This window comes from Variovorax xiamenensis, from assembly GCF_050916385.1.
Lineage (GTDB): Bacteria > Pseudomonadota > Gammaproteobacteria > Burkholderiales > Burkholderiaceae_C > Variovorax.
Window position 1 is genome coordinate 860,008 of the sequence record NZ_CP139038.1, and the last position, 22,934, is coordinate 882,941.

Sequence of the window (22,934 nt, forward strand, 5' to 3'; positions counted from 1 at the left end):
CATGGCCAACCAGGTTTTCGCCAATGGCCGCGAGGTCGCCTGCAAGGCCGGTGCGGGAAAGACCATCTGTGCCACACCGGACGTCTGCATGACGCCACCGGAGAATCCCGCAACGCCTCCAGGCGTTCCTGTGCCGTATCCGAACACCGGCCTTGCCTCCGACACCACCGACGGCAGCCGCACGGTGCAGATATCCGGGCAGGAGGTCATGCTGAAGAACAAGTCCTACTTCAAGACCTCGACGGGAGACGAGGCCGGCTGCGCCGCCAAGAAGGGAGTGGTGTCCAGCAAGAACAAGGGCAAGGTCTACTTCATCGACTGGTCGATGGACGTCAAGTTCGAGGGCGAAAACGCGGTGCGTCACCTCGACAAGACCACCAACAACCATGGCAGCCCGATTGCCAATGAGTCGATCCCGTGGCCCTTTGTCGACTCGATGGCCGACGCCGAGATAAAGGCGCTGTGCGACAAGGACCGCGAGCAGGAAAAGACCGCCTGCAAGGGATACAAGAAGAAGGCTGGAGGTCCCGGCAAGGATGTGTGCGAGGAAGCGGGCATCGGCAGCGCATTCACGCGCAGCAAGGGCGCAACCACCACGCGCGCGCGCAATGCCAGCGAGAACCCGTGCTCGGCCGCGCGCCGCTGCAGGTTGACTCCGTACAACGCGGAGCCGAGGGACGGCATCACGGGCTGCTGTCCCGCGCAGACCGGCGACCACATCGTGCCGAAGAGCTCCTTCTTCGTGAGCTCGGTGAGCAACGGAAAGAAGATGCCCGGCTGGGAGAAGTACGACATCGATACGGCGCCCTGCATGTGTACCGAAGGCGGCAGTTGCTCGGGCACGCACGGCCTGCGGCACGCGCATCACAAGACAACGGCGGGGCCAGGCGTGTCGCCCGGCGACCACCGCTCCTTCAACGCCGAGGTCGCGCACTGCGCCGCCGGGGCGAAGGAGGTGGCGCCGCAGTGCAGCAAGGAATGTATCGAGGCGCAGCTCAAGCAGGGCCACAAGGGCATGGGCGATCAACGCAAGGCCGTCAAGTATTCGCCCACCGGAAAGAACGACATGTCGAAATTCGCGGAACTGAAGAAGACCATCGCTGCCGCGCTGGCCAAATTCGGTCGTGCCGCTCGCTGAATCCCAAGGAGTTCTCCATGACAACACGAGCTTCCGATACACGTGAATTCGTACGCGGTGCGGCGCGCTTCCACGACCTTGTCTACGTCATCAGCAAGAGCCGCGTGCTGATGGGCCAGGAGATCGCGCACAGCAGCCTGGTGGCGGTCGACCAGGGGCTGTGGAGCGATGCCGTCGATACGGACTGGGATGCGAGCGCGGTTGCGATAGCGCGCGGCCCCGATGAATGCGTGGTGCTCGTCGGAGAAGACGGCGATGTGGTCACCTATGCAGGCGGCAGTTCGAGCGAAGAGGCCATCGTGCCGCCACCCGTGATGATCCGCAATGCGAAGGACATCGCAGGGCGCGTGTATGCCTGCGGCATGAAGAGGCAGGTGTTCCAGCGGCTCGACGGGCAATGGGTGGATCGCAGCGCACCGCGCGCCGACGACATCGAGAAGTACGGTTTCGAGGCCATCGACGGCTACGCCAGGAACGAGATCTACGCCGTCGGCTGGGGTGGCGAGATCTGGCAGTACGACTCCGCGGCCTGGGCGCAGCGCGCGAGCCCCACCAACGTGATCCTCACCGCTGTGTGCTGCGCGGGCGATGGTGTCGTCTATGCGGCGGGACAAGGCGGGGTGATGCTGCGCGGCCGCCACGACGTGTGGTCACTGGTGCAATGGCAGGACGAAGTCACGGCCGACCTGTGGGACTTGTGCTGGTTCCAGGACCGGCTCTATGTGGCGACCATGTCGGCGCTCTACACCTTGGACCGCGACACGCTGGTGCCCGTGGATTTCGGCGACAGCGGACCGGCCACCTGCTACAGCCTTTCAGTGGCCGAAGGCGTGCTTTGGTCGGTAGGCCGCGCCCACGTCGCGTCGTTCGACGGCACCGTCTGGCGTACCTACGATTGAATGGGGAGCCGATGTCATGAGCGCGGTCGCTTCCCCGTCCATCGCCGACGCCCTCGTTCCCGAGCCTGTTCCACTCGTCGTGACACGCCATGCCGAAGAGTCGGCGCTGCTGTGCGGGCAGCGTTTCTTCATGGTGCGTGCGGGCCACGTCAAGCTGCACCACCTGCGTCGCCTCGACGATCGCCTGGCCGCGCATCTCGACGGCCTGGCCGTGGCGGGCGAAGCCGGCAGCCGGGCTGCCGACGAGGCGCTCGCCAACCTCGGGCCCGGCGAGGTGTTCACATCCTTTGCGCTGGCGCTCGACAATCGCGACGACCGGCGCATTGCGCATCTTCTGGCACTGGCCGAAGCTATCGCGGATGCGCGGGAGGCCGTGGCGCTTGCCGTCGGCTGGGTATCGGCGCAGTCGCTGCGCGGCACTGTCGGCAACCTGCTGGCGTCGCCGCAGGCGTTGCTCCGGTTGGTAGGCATTGCGGCCTGCGACTTCCACCGGGTCGACCCGGGCGATGTGCTGGCCGGCGCCATGACCGATCCCAACGTGTTGCTGAGGGCTCAGGCGCTCCAGGCAGCAGGCGACTGCGGCCGAAGCGATCTGTTGGGGAACTGTGTGGGCGCACTGGATGACGAGGACATGGCTTGTCGGTTCTGGGCTGCGCGATCGGCTGTGCTGCTGGGGGAGCGCCACAAGTCGATCCCCGTGCTGCTCGACGCGGTTCGAGTGCCCGGCGGGCACTTCCGGACACCAGCCCTGGCGTTGCTGCTGAAGCTCGTCGGGTCGGCGCGCGCCGCGCCGTTGCTGAGATCGCTGGTTGCCGAGCCGCAAGGCGTGCGCGACGCGATCCGTGCAGTGGGCGTCGTGGGTGACACGCATGCCGTGCCATGGCTCATCGCCCAGATGGCCGACCCTCTGCTCGCGCGGCTGGCGGGGGAAGCCTTCACGACCATCACAGGAATCGATCTGGCGTTGAACGACCTGGAGATCAAACCCATGCAGGGCGCGCAAGCCGCAGACGCAGACGACCCCGAAGCCGTCGACGTTGCCATGGACGAAGACGAGGGCCTGCCCTGGCCCGACCCCGTCGGGTTGCTCAACTGGTGGGATGCCAATGCGTCCCGGTACCCCGGTGCGGGCGAGCGCAGCTTCATGGGGGCAGCACCCTCCTGGTCGCACTGCCTGCGGGTATTGCGCGGAGGCTGCCAGCGGCAACGGGCGGCGGCGGCGACATATCTGTGCCTGCTGCAGCCGGGAACGCAGCTGTTTCCAACCGCTGCTCCTGCCTGGAGGCAGGAGCGATGGTTGACCCGGATGCCCGAGGAATGAGGCGGGTTCGCCGATGGCGACGAAATACGTTCTCGCGGCGCTGGCGGTCGTCTTCCTGATCGCGGCGGTCGCGCGGCGTGCGCGCGGTGGCCCGAAGGACCCCGCCACCCGCACCTGGCTCCTCATAGCCCTCATCTTCACCGCCGTCGCAGCCTGGCTGCAATGGCATACCTCTTAAGGCGAGATTGCCAACATGCCCCACGGAATGAATACTCCTTGCGAGTTTGTTCGGGCGCATTCAGGCGCAGCAGAGCCTTCGGGGGCCGATTCATGATCCATATCGCTGTCATCACCCGGCAAGGCGCTCCGGCGGGGCAGTCCATCGCGGCGGACTTCGGCCCCAATGGCGGCACCATCGGCCGGGCCGACACCAACACGCTGGTGCTCGACGATCCCGATCGCACGGTCTCGCGCGTGCATGCGCAGGTGCTGTGCCGCGACGGGCAATACTTCGTCATCGACCGGGGCAGCAACCCGATGCAGTGCAACGGCGTGTCGCTGGGCTCGGGCAAGGAGGCCGCGTTGACCGATGGCGCGCGGCTGGTGGTGGGCAGCTTCGAGCTCACGGTGCGCGTGACGGCCGGTGCCGCCGCGCCACCGCCATCGCTGGCCATTCCCAACACGGTGCTCGGGGCGCCCGCTGCTGCGGCGCCGTCCAGCGACGACCCTTTCGCCGATCTGCTCGCGGGCCTCGCTCCGCCGCCTGCACCCGCCGCGGCCGCCGCGCCTGTCGCCGCGTCACCCGCGGCCGCGCTGCCCGATTCGCTGCTCTTTCCCGATCCGATGGAAAGCGGCTCGCGCAACGTGCAGGCCGCGCAGGTCGATCCTTTTGCGAACCTGCTCGGGCCCACGCCGTCGTCCGCACCGGTGGCGGGGCTTGGCGCGCTCGACGATTTCTCCGACCTGGGCGCGCCGCCCGCGCATGGCAAGGCGGCGAACATCGACGAGCTGTTCGGTGGCATGGGCGGCGGTGGTGGTGGCGGCATCGGCGGAGATCCGCTCGCGCTGTCGCCGCTGGCCGATCCGCTGCTGCAGCCGAATACCGCGTCCAACGCCGATCCGCTGGCCGCGCTGCAGCAGGCGGCGCCGGCCACGCCCACGCCGCGCCCCGATCATCTGCCTATCGACCAGTTCGGCTTCACGCCGCCGAAGGCCGTCGAGCCTCCCAAGCCGCCGGCACCCGCGCCTGCTCCGGTGATGGCACCGGCGCCCGCACCAATACCAGCACCTGTGTCCGCACCGCCGCTGGCGCAGTTCGACGACATGACCGGCCAGCCGATACGCATCAGCGGCCCCGAGGGCTCCGGCAGGCCGCTGGAGCCGTTGAGAGCGCCGGCACCCGCTCCGGCTCCGCGCCCCGCGGCACCGCCACCCGAGCGCATGGCCAGCGACGACGAACTGCTCGCTGCCTTCCTGCGCGGCCTGGCGAGCACGCACCAGCCGCCCGAGATGCTCACGCCGGGCCTGATGGAGCGCATCGGCTCGATGCTGCGCAGCGCGACCGAGGGCACGCTGCAGTTGCTGCTCACGCGCCAGGAGTTCAAGCGCGAGGTGCGTGCCGAGGTCACGATGATCGCGGCGCAGGCCAACAACCCGCTGAAGTTCTCGCCCACGGTCGAGGTGGCGCTCGCGCACCTGCTGGGGCCCGGCGTGCGCGGCTTCATGCCGCCCGAGGCCGCGATGCGCGATGCCTTCAACGACCTGCGCGCGCACCAGTTCGGCGTGATGGTGGGCATGCGCGCCGCACTGGCGCACGTCATCGCGCGCTTCGAGCCGGCGGAGCTGGAGAAGAAGATCAGCGCGAAGACGGCGCTCGACGCGCTCTTCAGCGCCAACCGCAAGGCCAAGCTGTGGGACCAGTTCGTGTCGCTGTACGGCGGCATCGCGAGCGAGGCGGAGGACGACTTCCACAGCCTCTTCGGAAAGGCCTTCCTCGAGGCCTACGAGGAGCAGATGGCACGCCTGAAGTCCGACGCCTGAGGCCCTGCAAGAAGAACAAAAAGCAGCAGGCACGACAAACGAACAACACGACAACAGCAGCACCCGCGAGGCACCCCGCTTGGAAATCGAAATCGTCACGCTCTCCCGGCAGGGAGGCCGCACCTACAACGAGGACGTGCACGGCCACTGGTACGACGAGCGCTATGTCGCCTGCCTGGTGGCCGATGGCGCGGGCGGCCATGGCGGCGGCGACGTGGCGGCGGCCACCGCGCGCGCCAGCATGCTCGGCGGCTTCTCGGCCGCGCCGGGGCTCGACGAAGCCACGCTGCGCGCACTGGTGGAGCAGGCCAACCGCGACGTGGTGGCGCGCCAGGCCGAGGGCGGCAAGCTCGCGGGGATGCGCTCGACCATCGTGTTCGCGGCCATCGATCTCGAAAGCCAGGCGCTCGCCTGGGCCCACAGCGGAGACAGCCGCGCCTACCTGTTCCGCGGCGGCGCCATCGTGGCACGCACCACCGATCACAGCCTTGTGCAGCAGATGGTGGCCGGCGGCATGCTCGACGAAGAGGGCGCGCGGCTGCATCCGCAGCGCAACATGCTGCTGTCGGCGCTGGGCTCCATCGAGGAGGAGCCCGACATCGCGGTCTCGGAGCGCATGCGGCTGCTGCCCGGCGACGTGCTGCTGCTGTGCAGCGACGGCGTGTGGGAGCCGCTGGGCGACGAATGCCTGATCGACACGCTGCACGCCTCGCGCACGCCCAGCCAGTGGACCGAGCTGATCGATGCACAGGTCAAGGCGAATGCCAAGCCGGGCCACGACAACTACACGGCGCTCACGCTGTGGGTGATCGAGGACGACGGCGACGACGTGACGCGGCTGATGCCCGAGAACGCCGCGTCGACCGACTCCTGATTCCTTTCTTTCCTTCTTCCCGGCCGGCAAAAAGAAAGGGCCCCGAGGGGCCCTTTGCTTGTGAGTACCGGCGATCGATCGATGCCGCTCGCTCAGGCTCCGCCCGTGGTGGGCACGGTCTGGGGCGCGACATAGGTGTACTTGCTCGCCGTCTTCTTCACCTTCTTCAGCGCGCTGCGCAGCAGCTGCGGCATGTCCTGGCGGTTGGGCAGGTTGGTGTAGTTGTCGATGCCCTGTTCCTTGCAGCAGTTGGCGCAGCCGTTGTTGAGCAGGTCGAGCGCATAGCGCGTCTTGCTCAGCGTGCTGGATGCGCCGGGCTCGCGGAACGGATCGAAGATGCCGTCGGGCAGCACCTTCTGTCCGAGCGCGATCGCCTGCGTCTGGAAGTGCGTGATGTGCTTCTGCGTGATCGGCCCGTAGTAGCCGTCCACGACGATCACCTCGGTCTGGCCCGGGGGCGGGTCCAGGTCGTGGTTGAAGCCGAGCAGCTCGTAGTAGAAGATCTTGAACAGCGCCTGCACCAGCATCACGTCTTCACGCGTGTTGGAGCCGATCCGGCCTACCGACCAGTCGATGTTGTAGGCGGTGAGCAGAGCGCCGCTGGTGCCTATGAGTGGGGTGCTGAATGCCATTGCATTGCTCCGGTGAGGACGCGTGGAAACCGCACCGGGCACTGGCGCGCCCGATGCCGTGCCCTGCGGGTCCGTCGTCCGTCAGCGGGTCTCGGTGGTCGCGACGTTCCAGCCGAACTTGACTTCGCCGCCGGCCGCGCCCTTGTCGTCCTGGGCCTTGTAGGCGAACTCGATGTCCTTGAACGAGCACGACACCTGCTCCTGCACGTCGCCGCCCTGCGCGCCGCCGGGGCCGACCATGGCGATGAAGACTTCCTTGAGCGTGACCTTCAGGTACTCCTGCTGGCCTTCGCCCGACTTGCGGCAGGTCAGGACCATGTCCTTGAAGTGCTTGCCGCTCACGCAGTTCTTGGCAAGCACCGGGGAGGCCTTGTCGTAGGTGTGCGTGAAGTGGAACTCGCCGGGGGTGGCCTTGCCCTTGCCCGAGCCGCCGCCGGAGCCGGCGCCCGAGGCGTTGCTCACGTTCCAGGTCCACGACGAGATCTCGATCTCGTCCTTGTGGTCCTTGTGGGAAGACTCGCCCTTGACGCCGTCGAGCTTGATGTGAAAGTCAGAAGACATGTTCCTACTCCTTGGAACCCGATTGCGTTCGGGCAGTTGCTGTTGATGATCGAGACGGATGCCTGGGCTGCCGCCGGCTTGCTGGCAAGACCGGTATGTGGCAGCTGTTGATAGAACGAAACGGGAGCCGGAATTTCAAGAAAGTCCGGCCCGTTTTTTTCAGGTTTTCACGCGCCGCCCTTGGCCGAAGGCAGCTTCGACACGAGGCGCAGCGAAACCGTGAGGCCTTCGAGCTGGTAGTGCGGGCGCAGGAAGAACTTGGAGGTGTAGTAGCCCGGGTTGCCTTCCACTTCCTCCACGATCACCTCGGCGGCGGCCAGAGGCTTCTGGGCCTTGGTGATCTCCGAGGAGTTGGCGGGGTCGCCGTCCACGTAGTTCATGATCCATTTGTTGAGCCAGCGCTGCATGTCCTCGCGCTCCTTGAAGCTGCCGATCTTGTCCCGCACGATGCACTTGAGGTAGTGCGCGAAGCGGTTGCAGGCGAAGAGGTAGGGCAGGCGCGCCGCCAGGTTGGCGTTGGCCGTGGCGTCCGGGTCGTCGTACTCGGCGGGCTTGTTCAGCGACTGGGCGCCGATGAAGGCCGCGAAGTCGGAGTTCTTGCGGTGGATCATCGACAGCAGCCCGGCCTTCGAGAGCTCGGCCTCGCGGCGGTCGCTGATGGCGATCTCGGTGGGGCACTTCTGGTCCACGCCGCCGTCGTCGCTCGGGAAGGTGTGCAGCGGCAGGTTCTCCACCGCGCCGCCCGACTCGATGCCGCGGATGCGCGAACCCCAGCCGTAGAGCTTGTACGAGCGGTTGATGTTGGTCGCCATCGCGTAGGCCGCGTTGGCCCAGGCGTACTTGTTGTGGTCGGCGCCGGCGGTGTCTTCCTCGAAGTCGAACTCTTCCACCGGGTTGGTGTTGGCACCGTAGGGCGTGCGCGCCAGGAAGCGCGGCATGCACAGGCCGATGTACTTGGAGTCGTCCGACTCGCGCAGGCTGCGCCAGCCGGCGTACTCGGGGGTGGAGAAGATCTTGGTCAGGTCGCGCGGGTTGGCGAGCTCCTGCCACGACTCCATCTGCATCAGGTTCGGGCTGGCGCCGGTGATGAAGGGTGCGTGCGCCGAGGCGGCGATCTTGGCCATCTCGCCGAGCAGCTCCACGTCGGGCGGGCTCTGGTCGAAGTGGTAGTCGCCCACCAGCGCGCCGAAGGGCTCGCCGCCGAACTGGCCGTATTCCTGCTCGTAGATCTTCTTGAACATCGGGCTCTGGTCCCAGGCCGCGCCCTTGAACTTCTTCAGGTTCTTGGCCAGCTCCTGCTTGGAGATGTCCATCACGCGGATCTTGAGGTTCTCGTCGGTCTCGGTGTTGTTCACCATGTAGTGCAGGCCGCGCCACGCACTCTCGAGCTTCTGGTAGTCGGGGTGGTGGATGATCCTGTTCACCTGGTCGGTGAGCTTCGCGTCGATCGCGGCGATCATGGCCTGGATCGACTTGGTCACGTCCTTGCCGATGACGGTGCTGTTGGCCAGCGCCTGCTGCGCCAGCGTGAGCACCGCGGCTTCGACGGCGCTCTTGGCTTCGTCGCTGCGCGGCTTGAATTCCTTCTGCAGCAGCGACGAAAAGTCGCTGCCCGCGTACGCGACATCTTTCAGCGCGCTCTGTTCGAGTGCTTCGGTGGCCATGGTGGTTTACTCCTCGTGATCCTGTGTGGCGGTCGGATGGATGTCAGGCGGCCGGCGTGGCGCCGCCGTCCTCGGGTTTCTTGCTCGCGGCCAGCGTCTGCAGCAGGGCCGGGTCTTCGAGCACCTTGGCCAGCAGGTCTTCGGCGCCGCCCTTGCCGTCCATGTAGGTGACGAGGTTCGACAGCTGCGTGCGCGCTTCGAGCAGCTTGTTGAGCGCGCCGACCTTGCGCGCCACCGCGGCGGGCGAAAAGTCTTCCATGTTCTCGAAGGTGAGCTCCACCTTCAGGTCGCCTTCCCCGGTGAGCGAGTTCTCCACGGCGAAGGCCGCGCGCGGCTTCATGGCCTTCATGCGCGAGTCGAAGTTGTCGACGTCGATCTCCAGGAACTTGCGGTCGGCCACCGGCGCGAGCGGATCGGCCGGCTTGCCCGAGAGGTCGGCCAGCACGCCCATCACGAAGGGCAGCTGCACCTTCTTCTCCGCCCCGTAGAGCTCCACGTCGTACTCGATCTGGACCCGGGGCGCCCGGTTGCGGGCGATGAATTTCTGACTGCTCTTGGCCATGGAGATGCTCCTTGCGGGTGTGAATGGGGGCGGATGTGGATGAAGGGAAGAAGAGAGCCGGGCTTACTCGGAAGGACGGCGGCCCGTGACCGTTTCGATGGTGTCCATCGCGTTCGGCGCGAGGTTGGCCATGATCTCGAGGAAGCTCACGCCGATGAGCTTCTTGGCGCGCTCGATCAGCAGCGGCGCGGGGTTGCCCGGCTCGGCCTGCTCGAGATAGCGGATCACGCGGTCGAGCATCTGCACGGCGTCCTGGCGGCTCTGGATCTCGCCGCGCGCGGCGGGGCGTGCGGCGGCATTGCCATTGGCCTGTGTGTCGGAAGCGGCGTCGCCGGAGTCCTGCACGGCCGCGTCGGCAGGTGCGCCGCTGGCGGAGGCGCATGCCTTCTGCAGCACGCGGGCGATGGAGCGCAGCGGGTCGAGGTCGAATGCATCGGCGCGGCCGGTGCGATCGGCGATGAGCTTCCTCAGCTCCTCGACCAGCGCGGGCACGCCGAGCGCGGCCTGGATCACCTCGGGGCGCTCGGACTGGATGGTCTCCAGGCCTCCCTGCACCTGCGCCATCGAATAGGTGGCCTCGCCGCCGACGGCCGTGAGCGTGTTGTGGGCGATGGCGATGTCGCGCACGCGGATCGGACCCACGCCGCGTGCGATGCCGACCTGCGCCTCGTACAGGTCGCGCAGCCCCATGGTCTCGTCGGTCAGCGGCGCGAGCGCGTTCAGGCGCATCGTCGGGTCGTTGTCGTCGTCGGCATCCAGCTTTGGATGTATGCCGTCCCAGAAGGTGTCGAGCAGGCCGTTGAGCAGCCGCAGCCCAGCAGCGAAGCCTTCCACGCCCTGCATGCGGGTGGAGGCGCGCAGCAGCAGCACGGCGGCACGCACGTCCTTGCTGCGGCGCAGGATGTTCTCGGCCTTCTCGCCCACCTCGCGCCACTCGGGCTCGACCGCGGGAATCACCGTGTCGCCGAACTGCTGCTCGGGCTTGCCCTGCGCGTCCGCGACCAGCGCCATGAAGTCCGCGTCGTACTCGAGATCGTCGCCGCACGGCGACGCATCGCCGATGGGCGCGAGCAGTGTTGCAGCGAGTTCGTTGTTCAGCATGTTGCCTGTTCGAGTTCGCTGGTGATAATCAAAGATGCGTCTTGACCGGTCAATGCAACGAAGGGAATAGCATGCGCACGCTGGGTACACACCATTCGTCCTATGAGGGCTTCCTCGGCGCGGCAACGCGGCGCCGCATCGCGATCCTTGGCCTTGCTGGAGCGGGTCTTCTGCTTGCGGGCTGCGCGGCGAAGCCGGTCGTCACCACGGTGGCCGTCACGCTCACGGCGGGCGCAGACGCCAATCCCGACGCGCGCGGCCGCGCATCTCCGCTCACGGTGCGCGTGTATGCATTGAAGTCGCCCGGCCCCTTCGAAGGCTCCGACTTCTTCTCGCTCTTCGAGAAGGACCAGGCCACGCTGGGCGCCGAGCTCGTGCAGCGCGAAGAAGTGCTGCTGCGGCCCGGCGAGACGAAGAAGCTCGACTTCAACCTGCCGCCCGACGCGAAGTCGATGGGCGTGATGGCGGCCTACCGCGACCTCGACCGTGCGCGCTGGCGCGAGGTTCGCCCCGTGGTCACCGGCAAGGCGCAGTCGCTCGACGTGACCCTCGGCGCGCGCGCGATGCGCATCGACGCCAAGTAGGCTGCGCTCTCTTGCTCACGACGGCCTTCCCGGTCGCACCAGGGGCTGGTCGACGGGAAGGAAGTGCTCGAACAGGTCGTGCACGAAGGCGCCGCCGGCAGCATCCGTTGCGGACGCCGTGAGATAGAAGCCGCGCCAGCGTGGCGCGCGCGGTCCCCTGCCGTGGTTCTCGAACAGCACCTGCGCGTACTGGCGCAGCCCGGGCTGCAGGGCGCGCACTGCTTCCACGAATTCATGAATGGCGAGCCGGCCGGTGGGGCCGGGCTGCTCGCGCAGCAGCGGCATGCGCAATGCGTGCAGCTGCCGTGCGATGGGCTCGAACACGGCGTCGAGCCGCTCGCCCGCCGGTGTCTCGATGAAGGCGGAAGGGTCCGTCAGCCTGTGTCCCAGCGCCTGTGCGAGCACCTCGGGCGGCAACGCGCCACGCAGGGTCGCGTAGCCGGGCAGCCGTTCGAGCCCGGTCACGACGAGGTAGGTGGGCATCTGCAGGCGAAGGCCGTCGCTGGCCTCGCCGAGCAGGCGGCGCGTTCGCGCTGCGAGCGACTTCAGCTCGGTGGCGTCGGCATCCAGCAGGTCGGCGGCCGCCACGCCCACCACGAAGCCGTTGAGCGGCAGCCGGTCGCGCCGCTCGGCCAGCGCGAGCAGAGAGTGCAGCCACAGGCTGCGCAGCCGCGGCGTGCCGGCCACGTCGCCGACCGCGCCAGCATCGATCTCGACGGCTACCAGCCGGTGGGTCAGCCACCAGCGCCACCATGTGCCGCCGGAGGCTGCGTCCACGCGCTCGGCATGCGCCGTCGCGAGCAGGCCCGCGAGGTTGGCCGATGCATCGCCGATGCAGAGGAACCACGGCACCGGCGCCGAGGGCCTGGCCCATGGCGCGCGGCGCATGGCCTGCTGCGCGTGCGCCATGCTTTCCTTGAGCGTGTCGACGGCCGTGGTCGCTGCGCCAGCCTCGTCCTCCGGTTCGCCGACCGCCGCAAGGCGCTTCTGCAGCCCCCGCCGGCGCGCGCCCCGGCCCGCGTCGCGCACCGTCGCGTACAGCAGGCCGAAGCCCAGCAGGCACAGCGACAGCAGCAGCCAGAAGCGGTGTGCGGGCGACAGCAGCAGGGCGTTCATCGCGAGACGGTCTCCAGGAAGACGAAGTCGGCGATCAGCCGGTCGCTGTTCTTGCTGGCCGCCAGCGACTCGCGCAGCCGCAGCAGGTAGGCCGAGGCCAGCTCGAAGGGCGGCCTGTCGGCGGTTTCGGTGAAGGGCGTGGGCGACGAAAGCACCGTGATCAGCACGCTGCCGAAGGGCGGGCTCACCAGCCAGCTCGAAGGAATGTCGCGACCTATCTCCAGCGTCTCGCCGGCGTGCAGCCGCGTGGGCGCTTGCCCGGCGTTCAGGTGCATGACCGAGCCGTCGACGGTGTAGTAGTCGACCCAGATGTAGCTGTCGTGGCGCGGCGCGGTCACCTGCACGCGCACGTTGTCGCCCTCGCGCAGGCGGCCGTCGCGGGCCGAGGGCGCGTCGATGTCCAGCCCGTAGGCTTTCTCGATGTTGCGCGCCTGGTAGGGCTTCAGGATGGCGAACACCTCGCAATGGGGCCACACGCGAAGGCCGATGTCGAAGCGCGGCGCCTTCACGCCCGGCATCGCGCTCACCTCGTGCTCGACGCGCGGCAGGTCGCCGGGCAGCGAGACGAAGCCGGTGACCCGCGTGCGGCCGTCGCGGTCGACGCTGGCCGTGAGGTCGGCGCAGGCGAAAGTCTGCAGGTGCTGCTCGATGCGCTGGGCCAGGCCGGTGGCCGCGGCGGGCGGGCCGCTGGACCAGAGCCACAGCATGTACAGCAGCGGCAGCGCGAATGCCAGGGCGGCCGCGCCGAGCAGCAGCGTGCGGTCGCGCCGGCGCGTGTCGTTGGGGCCGCGCGGGTCGGGTACCTCGTAGGGTTGCGGCGTGATGTGCTCCTGCACCAGGCTGCCCGTCGACAGCGGGCGCAGCAGGAGCTGGCGCCCGTGCAGGTCCTTCAGCTTGCCCAGCTCGCCCTGGTCGCCCTCCTCGAAGTAGTACTGGCCCTTGAAGCCCAACGCCAGTGCGTGCCAGTACACCTCGCGCACCGCATCGTCGCTCGCGCCCAGGGCCGAGAGGTGATGGAAGAACTCGCTGTGCGCGTTGTTGGAGTTGAAGAGCTGCACCTGCAGCGGAGCCGCGGTGCTCGCCGAAGCGGCTGCATCGGGGTGGCGCGCGAGGATCTCGTCGATCCAGGCCACCATCGCGAAGGCGGCCGATTCGATCTGGGCCGCGGGCGTGCCGGCTGCCTGCGCGGCGGCGCGTGCCGCATCGAGCTGCTGGCGGGCCTGCTGCTGCGCCGCATCGTGCGAGAGCAGGGGCGTGCCGGACGCGATGGACGCGTCCAGCGCGAGGCCGGACGAGATGAAGCTGGAGAAGCAGTCGAGAAGGCGGGCCATGGGCGGGCCCGCTCATTCATGCGTTGCGAAGGATGCCTTGCACCGGCGTCTGCAGCGATGGCACATGCCCATGTCCCCGGTTCCTTCGAGTAGGCGACCATTCTTTCAAAGGGCTTGCAACGGGCGCCATATCGCTTGGGGTCTATGCCGTTGGTGGGGCTTGCGGCCTTGCTGCGCGGGGATTTCGCCGGTATCTTCAGCGTCTGCCGTGCTTTGCACGCTGGGACACGGGGAAAAGACATCATGAAAATACTGATCGCCGACGACCACCGGCTCGTCATCGAGGCGGTCAAAGCCAAGCTGTCGGAGCTGGAGCCCGGCATCGAATTCGTCCTGGCGATGAGCGTCGACGAATTGCTTGCCGGAGCCACCGACGACCTCGACCTGGCCCTGATCGACCTCAACATGCCCGGCGCCGATGGCCAGGCCCACATCGACGAAATCCGGCAGCGCCATCCGGCGGTGCCGGTGATCGTGCTGTCGGGCTACGAAGACCCGGCCATCATGCGCAGCGCGCTCGAGCGCGGCGTGCTCGGCTTCATTCCCAAGGCCTACTCCCCCGACGTGATGCTCTCGGCCGTGCGGCTGGTGCTGGCCGGCGGCGTGTACGTGCCGCCGATGATGCTGACGGCGGTGCCGCCCGGCATCGTGGCCGGCATGACGCAGCAGGCGGGCACCGAGGCGCTGGTGCGCGGCGCCGGCGGTGCCGCCGGCAGCAGCGGCGGCGGTGGCGGCACCCAGACGCTGGAGCACCTGCGCAGCGTGCTCACCGAGCGGCAGGTCGAGGTGCTGCAGCTGCTGTCGCAGGGCAAGCCCAACAAGCTGATCGGGCGCAGCCTGGGCATCAGCGAGGGCACCGTGAAGATCCACCTGGCGGCGATCTTCCGCGCGCTCAACGTGCGCAACCGCACCGAGGCGGTGGTGGCGGCCCAGGCGCTGACCGAGGCGCAGCAGGCCTGAGCGGCCTTGCGCCTTCCGGTCCGCATCCCTTTCCATTCTTCTCACTGCACCAGCAGTTCGAACTCCGCCACGCTCAGCGTGCCGGTGTTGGCGAACTCGATCCGGTACTTGCTGTAAGCCTCGGTGCCGGCCTTCAGCGCGAAGGGGCGGGTCTGCTGGCGCCACATGAAGCTCTCGTTGCTGCGCTCGTCGAGCGTGACCCATGCGACACCGTCCTTCGAGGCCTTGAGCTTCCAGCTCTTCGGATCCTGGCTGGAGTCCTGCGTGCCCGAGGTCAGGGTGTAGATCCGGGGCACGCTGGCGGGCTGGCCTGTGGCGGCGTCCGCCTCGATCCATGCGTTGGCCGAGGTGCTCTGCCAGGCGGTGTCGGAGTCGCGGTCGTACAGGTTCGCGGGCTGGCCGGCCGTGCTCGACGAAACCGTCCAGGTGCCCGTGGGCAGCAGCGACGTGAGCGGCGACGGCTTCGCATTGCCCTGCGTGATCGAGCCGGGCACGTCGTTGTCGCCCGTGCCCCATGACGAGGGCTGCGCGCCCATGACGAATTCCAGCGTGGCGCCGTCCGCGATTTCCTTGTGCTGCAGGTAGCTGCGGGTGACCGGCTGGCCGTTCAGGCGCAGGCTCTGCACATAGCGGTTGGCGTCGCTCACGCCGGAAGCGGTGATGACGATGCGCTTGCCGTTCTGCAGGTTCACGACCATCTTCGGAAAGTAGGGCGCGCCGATCGCGTACTCGGGCCGGCCCATGCTCACCGGATAGAAGCCCATGGCGCCGAACACGTACCAGGCCGACTGCTCGCCGTTGTCCTCGTCGCCGATGTAGCCGCTGCCGTCGGGCACGCCGTTGCTGTCCAGGCCGGCGGTGTAGAGCTTGCTCATCACGTCGCGCAGGTACTTCTGGCCCTGCGACGGAGCGCCGGCGTAGTTGTACATGTAGATCGAGTGATGCACCGGCTGGTTCGAGTGCTGGTACTGGCCGACGCCCGCCAGCACGCTGACCGCATGGGCTTCCTTCACCTCGTGGATCACGCCGCCGTAGCTGCCGCCGCCCGTCGAGGGCGCGGCGGAGAAGAAGGCGTCGAGGTTGGCCTTGAGCTGCGCCCTGCCGCCGTGCAGGTTGGCCAGGCCCTGGCCGTCCTGCGGCACGAGAAAGGCGTACGACCAGGCATTGCCCTCGGTGTAGCCGTAGCCCCAGGTGTCGGGCGCGACGCTGCCCCACTTGCCGACGCTGTCGTCCCACGCGCCGGCGCTGTTCTTCGAGCGGAACCAGCTGCCCTTCCAGGTGCCCGAGGTCTCGGACGAGAAGAGCTTCGCGTAGTTCAGCGCGCGGTTGTAGTAGTAGGCGGCATCGTCGGACTTGCCCAGCGCCTGCGCCATCTGCGCGATGCCGAAGTCGTTGAGGTCGCCTTCGAGCGACCATGCGACGTGGCCCGGCGCGGGGTCGCCGATGGAGACCTCCGTCGGCAGGTAGCCGTGGAAGACCGACCTGTTCATGCCCTTGCGGCCCTTGGCCCCGTCGGTGCTGTTGACCGAGGCGTTGCGCAGCATCGAGGCGTAGGCCGAGTCGACGTCGAAGTTGCGCACGCCCTTGAGGTACGCGTCGGCGAAGATCACGTCGGAGCTGGTGGCGACCATGCTGTCGCGGTAGTCGGGGCCCGACCAGCGCGGCACCCAGCCTCCGTCCTTGTAGGCGTTGACGAATCCGTCGAGCATCTCGCCCGCCTGCGTCGGCAGCAGCAGCGAGTAGAGCGGCCATGTGGTGCGGTAGGTGTCCCAGAAGCCGTTGTTGACCCAGATCTTTCCCTGCTTCCTCGGCGTGCCGGGGATGTAGGGGCTCATGTAGGTCGCCGTGCCCTTGCCGGTCGCCGGGTCGCGCACGTTCTCCCATGCGGAGTTCGGGTAGAGGAAGGCCCGGTACATGTTCGAGTAGAGCGTGACCTTCTTCTGCTCGAAGGCCTTGATGGCGGCCGGCGTGGCCGAGTCCTCGGCGCTGCCCTCCACCTGGATGGTGTTGAGCTTGTCGTCCCACGCGGCGGCCGCGAGCTGCTGGACGCTGTCGAAGCTCCTGTCGCCGATCTCCTGCGCCAGGTTGTCCTTCGCCTGGTCGATGCTGATGAAGGAGGTGGCGATCCTCATGCCCACGGCCTTCGCGTTGTCCGGGGTCGAGAACTGCAGCCAGGTCTTGATGTTGCCGGCGTCTATTCTTTTGGATGCCGTGATGGGCGCGTCGAACTTCGCGTGGAAGTACATGACCGGCGCGTTCTTGTCGCCGTTGTTGTCGGCCATGCCCGAGACGGTGTTGTCAGTGGTGTCGACGCTCAGGTCGCCGTCGCCCTCGCTGGCGAAGCGGTCGAACAGGATGGTGGCGGTCGACATGCCGGCGGGCATGGTGAAGCGGAAGTAGGCCGCGTGGTCGGTGGGCGTGATCTCGGTGCGGATGCCGTTGTCGAAGATCACGCTGTAGTAGTGGGCATGAGCGACTTCCTTGACGCGCGAATAGGTCTGCGCGCGGTTGTCCGGGTTGAGCTTGTTCACGTCGCTGACCGGCATGATCGAGAGCGACTGCCTGTTGCCGATCCACGGGCTTGGCTCGTGCACCGTGGCGAAGGACTCGATCGTGGTGATCGGCGAGCCGTCGGACGTCTCGCCCGTGCTCGTGTCGAACTGGTAGAACCAGTTGTTGTCGCCGCGGTTGATGGGCGTCCAGAAGTTGAAGCCGAAGGGCACCGCGATGGCGGGGAAGGTGTTGCCCCGCGTGAAGTCGCCGCTCGAGTTGGCGCCGCGCATGGTGTTGATGTAGTTCGCGAGCGATTGCTTGACGAAGCCGCTGCCTGCGGGCCCGGCGGGAGTGTCCGGCGTTGCGGCGGGTGCAGTCGTGGACGCGGGCGTGGCGGTGTCGGGGCTCGCAGCCGTGTCAGTCCCGGTGCCGGTGGCGCCCGTGCCCGGCGGGGGAGTGAACGCGATGTTCGTTCCCCCGCCTCCGCTGCCACCGCCGCATGCGGTCAACGATGCCAGTCCCATGGCCAGCGCGAGCTGGCGCAGTCTTCGTGTGTTCATCTGCTGTTGCCCCCTTTTGATGAGTCGCACCGTGATGCGCGGTGCAGTCTAGGGACGGGACAAAGCGCAGGCGCCTGTGCTTTCCCGCAAGCAATGCAGCGTTGCGAACGCAACAAACAGGGGCGCGGCGGACCACCGCGGTTGCTACCAGCGGTAGGTGAACTTCGCCTGCACCGCGCGCCTCTGGCCGAAGTACTGGCCGTTGCCCGCGACGTAGCTCCTGTCGGTGAGATTGGTGGCGTTCAGCGCGAAGCTGTAGGGGCCCTGTTCGTAGCGCAGGGCCGCGTCCACCAGCGTGTAGGGCGGGTTGTAGCTGCTGTTGTCGGTGCTGGCCGGCACCTTGCCGACGTGGCGTATGCCGCCGCCGATGCTCCAGCCCTTCAGCGCGGGGCTGCCGAAGCGGTAGTCGAGCCACAGCGAGGCGGTCTGGCGCGCTGTGTTGAGCGGCTGCTTGCCGATTTCCGCGGGGTTCAGGCTTTGCGTGACCTTGGCGTCGAGCAGCGTGTAGCTGGCCACCAGCTTGAGCTGTTTCGTGAGCGCGGCGCGCGCCTCGAATTCGGGCCCGCGCGTGCGCACCTCGCCGATCTGCGAGACCGGGCCGGGCACGTACGGATCGAAGGTCGGCGAGTTGTTCTTGCGCAGGTCGAAGACCGACACGGTGAAGAGCGCGTCCACGCCGGGCGGCTTGTACTTCAGCCCCACTTCGAACTGCCTGCCCAGCTCGGGCTGCAGCAGCGTGCCGTTGGCGATGGCGCCCGGCAGCGGCGTGAACGAGGTCGAGTAGCTGAAGTAGGGCGCCAGCCCGTTCGGCGACAGATAGAGCAGGCCCGCGTTGTAGGTGGTCTTGGTGTTGGTGTCGATGCCGAAGGACGAGGTCACCAGCCGGCTCACGCTGCTGCGCGCGCGGTCCTGCCGCACCGTGAGCCCGAGCGACCACGGCCCCTTGCGCATCTGGTCCTGCACGTAGAAGCCGCGCTGCGTGATGCTGCTGTCGTTCAATCCGTTCAGGGGCGGGTCGGACACGGGCTGGCCGTAGACCGGCGCGAAGGCGTCGATGGACGGCGCCGGGCCGATGCCGTTTTGCTGCGAGCTGGCCTGCCGCTGGTACTCCATGCCCATCAGCAGCGTGTGCGAGACGGGGCCGGTGCTGAAGCGGCCTTCGACCTGCGTGTCGAGCGTGGTGCTGCGGTTTCTTTCGCTGGCCCGCATCACCTGGCGATCGAGCGTGCGCTGGTCGCTCTGGAAGCCGCTGCCGTAGACCTGCCGGTAGTCGATGTCGAGCCTGGCGTGGCGCGCGTTCTGCCGCAGGGTCCAGTTGTCGTTCAGCTGGTGTTCGAACAGGTAGGTGAGCGAGAAGGCGTCGCGGTTGTAGCGGTCGTAGCCGGGCTCCCCGGTATAGCGCTCGCGCGGGATGCTGCCCCACGGGTTGGGCGTGATGAGCGCGCCCTGCGGCCAGATGCTCTTGGGCGTCGTGCGGTCGCGCGTGGCCTCCGCCATTAGCGTGACCTTGGTGCGCGAGGAGGGCGTCCACGTCAGCGAGGGCGCGATGAAGCTGCGGTCGTCGCGCGAGTAGTCCGTCTGGCCGTCGCTGTTGCGCAGCACGCCGTTGAGCCTGAAGAGCAGGCTGCCGTCGGCGTTCATCGCGCCACCGAGGTCGAAGCTGCCCTGCCGCCGGTTGCGGTTGCCCACCGACAGGCTCACCTCGCGCACCGCCTCCGCCGAGGGCCGCTTCGACACCATGTTGATGGCGCCGCCCGGCGCCGACGGGTCATATACAGCGCCCGGCCCCTTCAGCAGCTCCACGCGCTCCAGCGCCTGCGGCTCGACCAGCCAGCGCGTGGCGAAACTGTTGGTGGGGAGCTTGAAGCCGTCGAGGTACTCGGCGGGCGCGAAGCCGCGCACCGTGAGCGAGGCGAAGCGCGTGTCGTAGCCGGCCACCTCGGTGAGCACGCCGGCCGAGTAGCGCAGCGATTGCTCGACCGTGTGCACGGCCTGGTCGTCCATCTGCGCGCGCGTGACGACGGTGACGGCGCGCGGTGTCTCGAGCAGCGGCGTGTCGATGCGCGTGGCCGAAGCGCTGCGCCGTGCCACGTAGCCGTCGACCTGGCCGTCGGCGCGCTCTTCCTGCGCCGTGACGGTGAGCGTGGGCAGGATGGCGCCGGGCCCCGAGACCGCCGCGGCCGAGGCAGCGGCCGGGCGTACCGCGTAGGCGCCGCTGGCGCCGGGCACGGCCTCCAGCAGGTGCGGCGAGAGCAGTTCGGCCAGGCCTTCGGCGACCGTGCGGCTGCCGTGCACCGCGGCGGCGTTCTTGCCGCGCACCAGCGCCGGGTCGAAAGACAGCGTGATGCCGGCCTGACGCGCGAAGCTGCTGAGCGCGTCTTCGAGCGCCCCGGCCGGAATGTCGAAACTGGCGCGCGCGGGCGCCCCCGCCGGCTGCGCCTGCGCGCGCGCGGACCCCATGGGCGCGACCCATCCCGCCGCGACGCCCAGCAGCAGCGCGGAAAGCAGGGTGGGCCTCGACTGCCGGAACCGCCAGAACCCGGGATGGCGGTCCGCAGAAAGCCTTCTCAACGTCGCGCGACAGTCAATGTGCCTCCAGTGCCGCGTTCGAGACGGACCGGCAGTGTGCGTACCAGCGCTTCCAGCGCGCGGCCGACCGGGTCGGGGCCGCTGAGCTGGAAGACGCCCGAGACGCGCAGCGATGCCGCATCCGCGTCGCAGAGCAGCGGTGTGGCGTGGTAGCGCGCCAGCTCGGCGATGAAGGCATCCAGCCTCATCTGCCGGGCCACCAGCGCGCCGTCGGTCCAGGCGTCGGGCTCGAAGCTGCGGTCCACGACGCGCTGGGGCGGCTGCGCCGCGCCGCCGCGCACGATGTAGCCGTCGCCGGCCTGGGCGACCACCGGCTGCGCGTCGCCGGCGGTGTGGATGGCCACGCGGCCCTCGGTCATCGACAGCCGCGTCTGGTCGTCCTGCTCGCGCACGCCGAAGCGCGTGCCCAGCGCCTCGAAGCGCGCGTGCGGCGTCTCGACCCAGAAGGCGCGGTGACCGAGCAGCGAGCCGCCGTCGGCGCCGGTGCGCACGAAGAGTTCGCCTCGCTGCAGCACGATGCGCCGGCGGCGCGGCGAGAAGATCACCTGCACCTCGGAGCCGGTGTTGAGGTTCAGCTCGGTGCCGTCGGACAGCGTCACGCGCTTGCGCTCGCCCACGGCGGTGGCGTAGCTGGTGCGGCTCTCCCAGGGCTGTTCGCGCCAGACGAGGAGGCCGATCACGCCTCCGAGCCCCATCACGCCGAGCACGCCGAGCACCCCGAGCGCGCGGCGGCGGCCCTGCTGCGCCCGCAGGCGCGTGGCCGCCTGCAGCGCGCCGTGCGCCAGCGCGCCGCCAGCCTCGCCCATGCGCGGCACCTGCCGGAAGGTGTCTTCCACGGCCTGCACCTGCTGCCAGGCCTGCTCGTGCGAGGGATGCGCGGCACGCCATGCGCCGCATTCGTCATGGGTCTTCTCGTCGGCGCTGCCGGAGCCCAGCCGCACGGCCCAGCCGATGGCCTGGTCGAGCAGCTCGGCGGCCGTGGCCGTGCCGTCGCCCGACAGGGAAGAAGAGGAAGGAGAAGGGAATGCAGGTTTCATCGCAGCGCCAGGCAGTGGCGGATGGCCATGGCCATGTATTTCTCGACCGAGCTCAGGCTCACGTTCAGGCGCTGCGCGATCTCGGCATAGCCGAGACCGTCGAGCCGCGAGAGCAGGAAGGCGCTGCGCGCCTTCGAAGGCAGCCCGTCGAGCATTGCGTCGATGCGCACCAGCGACTCGACCAGCAGCATCTGCGCCTCGGGCGAGGGCGCCTGCGGCTCGGGCAGCGCGGCAATGGCCTCCAGGCAGGCGCGCTCCAGCGTGCGCCGACGCACATGGTCGACCACCAGGCCGTGCGCGATGGTGGTCAGCCAGGCGCGCGGCTCGCGGACTTCGTCGATGTCGCGCGGACGGCCCAGCACGCGCAGGAATGTGTCCTGGGCCAGGTCAGCGGCGTCGCCCGGATGGCCCAGCTTGCGCCGCAGCCAGCCGAGCAGCCAGCCGTGATGGTCGCCGTAGAGGCTTTCCACGCTGCGGGAAGGAGGGCGATCCGGCATGGAGGAGGGCGAAGGGAAGTCGTTCGGGAACGCGGCGAGTGCGGCAGGCATGAATCTATCTCACTGCGTTGACGTTTGTGAACGGCGCGCCGCCCTGGTCGCGCATCCCGTCGGAAACCGGTGGCCCCGGGTCTGCATGATGGGCGCGAGCGTCGACATGACCGTGGGCCCCGCGCGGCCCTGCTCGCAGCGGCCGAGGCCGAGCGAGAGCACCAGGCCGGCCACCGCCGTGCCGAGGCAGCAGCCGTCGACAAGCCAGGAGCGCGGGGATCTACCGGCGGCTTCCTCGTCGCGAGTGAACCGCGGCCCGAAGAGCCGGCGCGTGGCCATCACAGCAGCCCTTTCGGCGCACGCGCCGTACGGGCCCCATGCAACGGAAACCGCAGCGTGAGGCAGCCATCGCCCAGCGGCGAGGGCGCGGTGTAGATGCGCGCGCTGTGACGCGCGGCGATGGCCTGGCAGGCGTGGGCGAGCGGCGACGCGGGCCGGCCGATGCCTGTCTCGAAGGCCAGCGAGAGGCGGGGCGGCACATCGGCTGCGTCGCCGGCGGAAAGCTCGGCCTCGCGCAGGCTCACCACCGCCTGGTGCCCTTCGGCGCGGGCCAGCACGTGCAGCGTCGAGCCGTTCGGCAGGGTGGTGGCTGCAGTGTCGGCGATGTGCGCCATGAGCCGGGAGAGGTCGCCCGCGATGGCGGCCACCGTCAACGGGGCGTCGGGCACGGCGAGTTCGAGCCCGATGCCGCGCTGCGCCAGCGTCGCCCCGTGCACGGTGGCGAGCGAACGCAGCGGTTGCCGCAGGTCGATGCGTTCGCGCGCGGCGGCGGGTTGCTGCTGCGCCGCGAACTGGGCCGTCGGCGTGCCCGAGGCGCGCGTCGCGAGCGTCTTGCCCGTGAGCCAGGCGGCGCCGAGTGCGAAGAAGGCAGCCACCACGAGGCCGAGGCTGGCGGTGCTCATCGGGCGATCTCCCGGCGGCGCGGCGCGGGCGACGGTGAGTGATGACGGCTGTGGCAATGGCTGTTGTTCCGAAGCATGGGGA

At 68.6% G+C, this 22,934-nt stretch carries 20 protein-coding genes; 8 read left to right on the forward strand and 12 right to left on the reverse strand.

Translation table 11 applies throughout. The features are described from left to right. Position 1 precedes the first annotated feature (1 nt). The 6 genes from SFB74_RS03725 (at position 2) to SFB74_RS03750 (ending at position 6,212) form a co-directional block, all read left to right on the forward strand. Positions 2–1,138: a PAAR-like domain-containing protein gene (locus SFB74_RS03725; RefSeq protein WP_432729330.1), complete on the forward strand. Its 1,137-nt coding sequence runs from the start codon at positions 2–4 to the stop codon at positions 1,136–1,138. Between the two features lie 17 nt (positions 1,139–1,155). Next, a complete protein-coding gene (locus SFB74_RS03730) occupies positions 1,156–2,037 on the forward strand; it encodes a hypothetical protein (RefSeq protein ID WP_432729332.1) in 882 nt (293 codons plus the stop codon). Between the two features lie 16 nt (positions 2,038–2,053). Further along, on the forward strand, positions 2,054–3,358 hold the full coding sequence (locus SFB74_RS03735) for a TIGR02270 family protein (protein WP_432729334.1): 1,305 nt from the start codon (positions 2,054–2,056) through the stop codon (positions 3,356–3,358). A gap of 13 nt (positions 3,359–3,371) precedes the next feature. Further along, entirely contained in the window at positions 3,372–3,536 is a 165-nt protein-coding gene (locus tag SFB74_RS03740) for a hypothetical protein (protein ID WP_432729336.1), read from the forward strand. A 92-nt stretch (positions 3,537–3,628) separates the two neighbouring features. Continuing rightward, the gene (gene tagH, locus SFB74_RS03745) at positions 3,629–5,338 is read left to right on the forward strand and encodes a type VI secretion system-associated FHA domain protein TagH (protein WP_432729338.1); all 1,710 of its coding nucleotides are present in this window, start codon (positions 3,629–3,631) and stop codon (positions 5,336–5,338) included. A 79-nt stretch (positions 5,339–5,417) separates the two neighbouring features. After that, complete coding sequence (locus tag SFB74_RS03750) at positions 5,418–6,212, forward strand: PP2C family protein-serine/threonine phosphatase (RefSeq protein WP_432729341.1); 795 nt, start codon at positions 5,418–5,420, stop codon at positions 6,210–6,212. Between the two features lie 92 nt (positions 6,213–6,304). Here SFB74_RS03750 and SFB74_RS03755 read toward each other — a convergent pair whose 3' ends face one another. The 5 genes from SFB74_RS03755 to tssA form a co-directional block, all read right to left on the reverse strand. Continuing rightward, complete coding sequence (locus SFB74_RS03755) at positions 6,305–6,844, reverse strand: peptidoglycan-binding domain-containing protein (protein ID WP_432729344.1); 540 nt, start codon at positions 6,842–6,844, stop codon at positions 6,305–6,307. 81 nt (positions 6,845–6,925) lie between these two features. Beyond that, positions 6,926–7,405, reverse strand: a complete 480-nt coding sequence (locus SFB74_RS03760) for an Hcp family type VI secretion system effector (protein ID WP_093204164.1) — start codon at positions 7,403–7,405, stop codon at positions 6,926–6,928. Between the two features lie 167 nt (positions 7,406–7,572). Continuing rightward, complete coding sequence (gene tssC / locus SFB74_RS03765; RefSeq protein ID WP_432729346.1) at positions 7,573–9,069, reverse strand: type VI secretion system contractile sheath large subunit; 1,497 nt, start codon at positions 9,067–9,069, stop codon at positions 7,573–7,575. Between the two features lie 43 nt (positions 9,070–9,112). After that, a complete protein-coding gene (tssB, locus tag SFB74_RS03770) occupies positions 9,113–9,631 on the reverse strand; it encodes a type VI secretion system contractile sheath small subunit (RefSeq protein ID WP_432729347.1) in 519 nt (172 codons plus the stop codon). A 63-nt stretch (positions 9,632–9,694) separates the two neighbouring features. Then, positions 9,695–10,732: a type VI secretion system protein TssA gene (gene tssA, locus SFB74_RS03775; protein ID WP_432729349.1), complete on the reverse strand. Its 1,038-nt coding sequence runs from the start codon at positions 10,730–10,732 to the stop codon at positions 9,695–9,697. Positions 10,733–10,803: 71 nt separating this feature from the next. On the opposite strand from tssA, the gene tssJ reads away from it, so the two are divergent. Next, a complete protein-coding gene (gene tssJ, locus SFB74_RS03780) occupies positions 10,804–11,316 on the forward strand; it encodes a type VI secretion system lipoprotein TssJ (RefSeq protein ID WP_432729351.1) in 513 nt (170 codons plus the stop codon). Positions 11,317–11,331: 15 nt separating this feature from the next. Here the strand turns inward: tssJ and SFB74_RS03785 are convergent, their stop codons facing one another. Beyond that, on the reverse strand, positions 11,332–12,432 hold the full coding sequence (locus tag SFB74_RS03785; protein WP_432729353.1) for a type VI secretion system protein: 1,101 nt from the start codon (positions 12,430–12,432) through the stop codon (positions 11,332–11,334). Continuing rightward, the gene (locus SFB74_RS03790; RefSeq protein WP_432729356.1) at positions 12,429–13,763 is read right to left on the reverse strand and encodes a DotU family type IV/VI secretion system protein; all 1,335 of its coding nucleotides are present in this window, start codon (positions 13,761–13,763) and stop codon (positions 12,429–12,431) included. Before SFB74_RS03790 ends, SFB74_RS03785 begins: the two co-directional genes overlap by 4 nt. A gap of 243 nt (positions 13,764–14,006) precedes the next feature. Between SFB74_RS03790 and SFB74_RS03795 the strand changes: the two genes are divergently transcribed. Next, the gene (locus SFB74_RS03795; RefSeq protein ID WP_432729357.1) at positions 14,007–14,723 is read left to right on the forward strand and encodes a response regulator; all 717 of its coding nucleotides are present in this window, start codon (positions 14,007–14,009) and stop codon (positions 14,721–14,723) included. A gap of 41 nt (positions 14,724–14,764) precedes the next feature. Here the strand turns inward: SFB74_RS03795 and SFB74_RS03800 are convergent, their stop codons facing one another. From SFB74_RS03800 to SFB74_RS03820, 5 genes are all read right to left on the reverse strand, one after another. Further along, entirely contained in the window at positions 14,765–17,776 is a 3,012-nt protein-coding gene (locus SFB74_RS03800; protein WP_432729359.1) for a GH92 family glycosyl hydrolase, read from the reverse strand. Positions 17,777–17,920: 144 nt separating this feature from the next. Beyond that, positions 17,921–20,236, reverse strand: a complete 2,316-nt coding sequence (locus SFB74_RS03805; RefSeq protein ID WP_432729361.1) for a TonB-dependent siderophore receptor — start codon at positions 20,234–20,236, stop codon at positions 17,921–17,923. Positions 20,237–20,343: 107 nt separating this feature from the next. After that, positions 20,344–21,402: a FecR family protein gene (locus SFB74_RS03810; protein WP_432729363.1), complete on the reverse strand. Its 1,059-nt coding sequence runs from the start codon at positions 21,400–21,402 to the stop codon at positions 20,344–20,346. Continuing rightward, entirely contained in the window at positions 21,399–21,899 is a 501-nt protein-coding gene (locus tag SFB74_RS03815; RefSeq protein ID WP_432731872.1) for a sigma-70 family RNA polymerase sigma factor, read from the reverse strand. The genes SFB74_RS03810 and SFB74_RS03815 overlap by 4 nt, the downstream gene beginning before the upstream one ends. Positions 21,900–22,228: 329 nt before the next feature. After that, positions 22,229–22,852: a hypothetical protein gene (locus tag SFB74_RS03820; RefSeq protein WP_432729364.1), complete on the reverse strand. Its 624-nt coding sequence runs from the start codon at positions 22,850–22,852 to the stop codon at positions 22,229–22,231. Between the last annotated feature and the right edge of the window lie 82 nt (positions 22,853–22,934).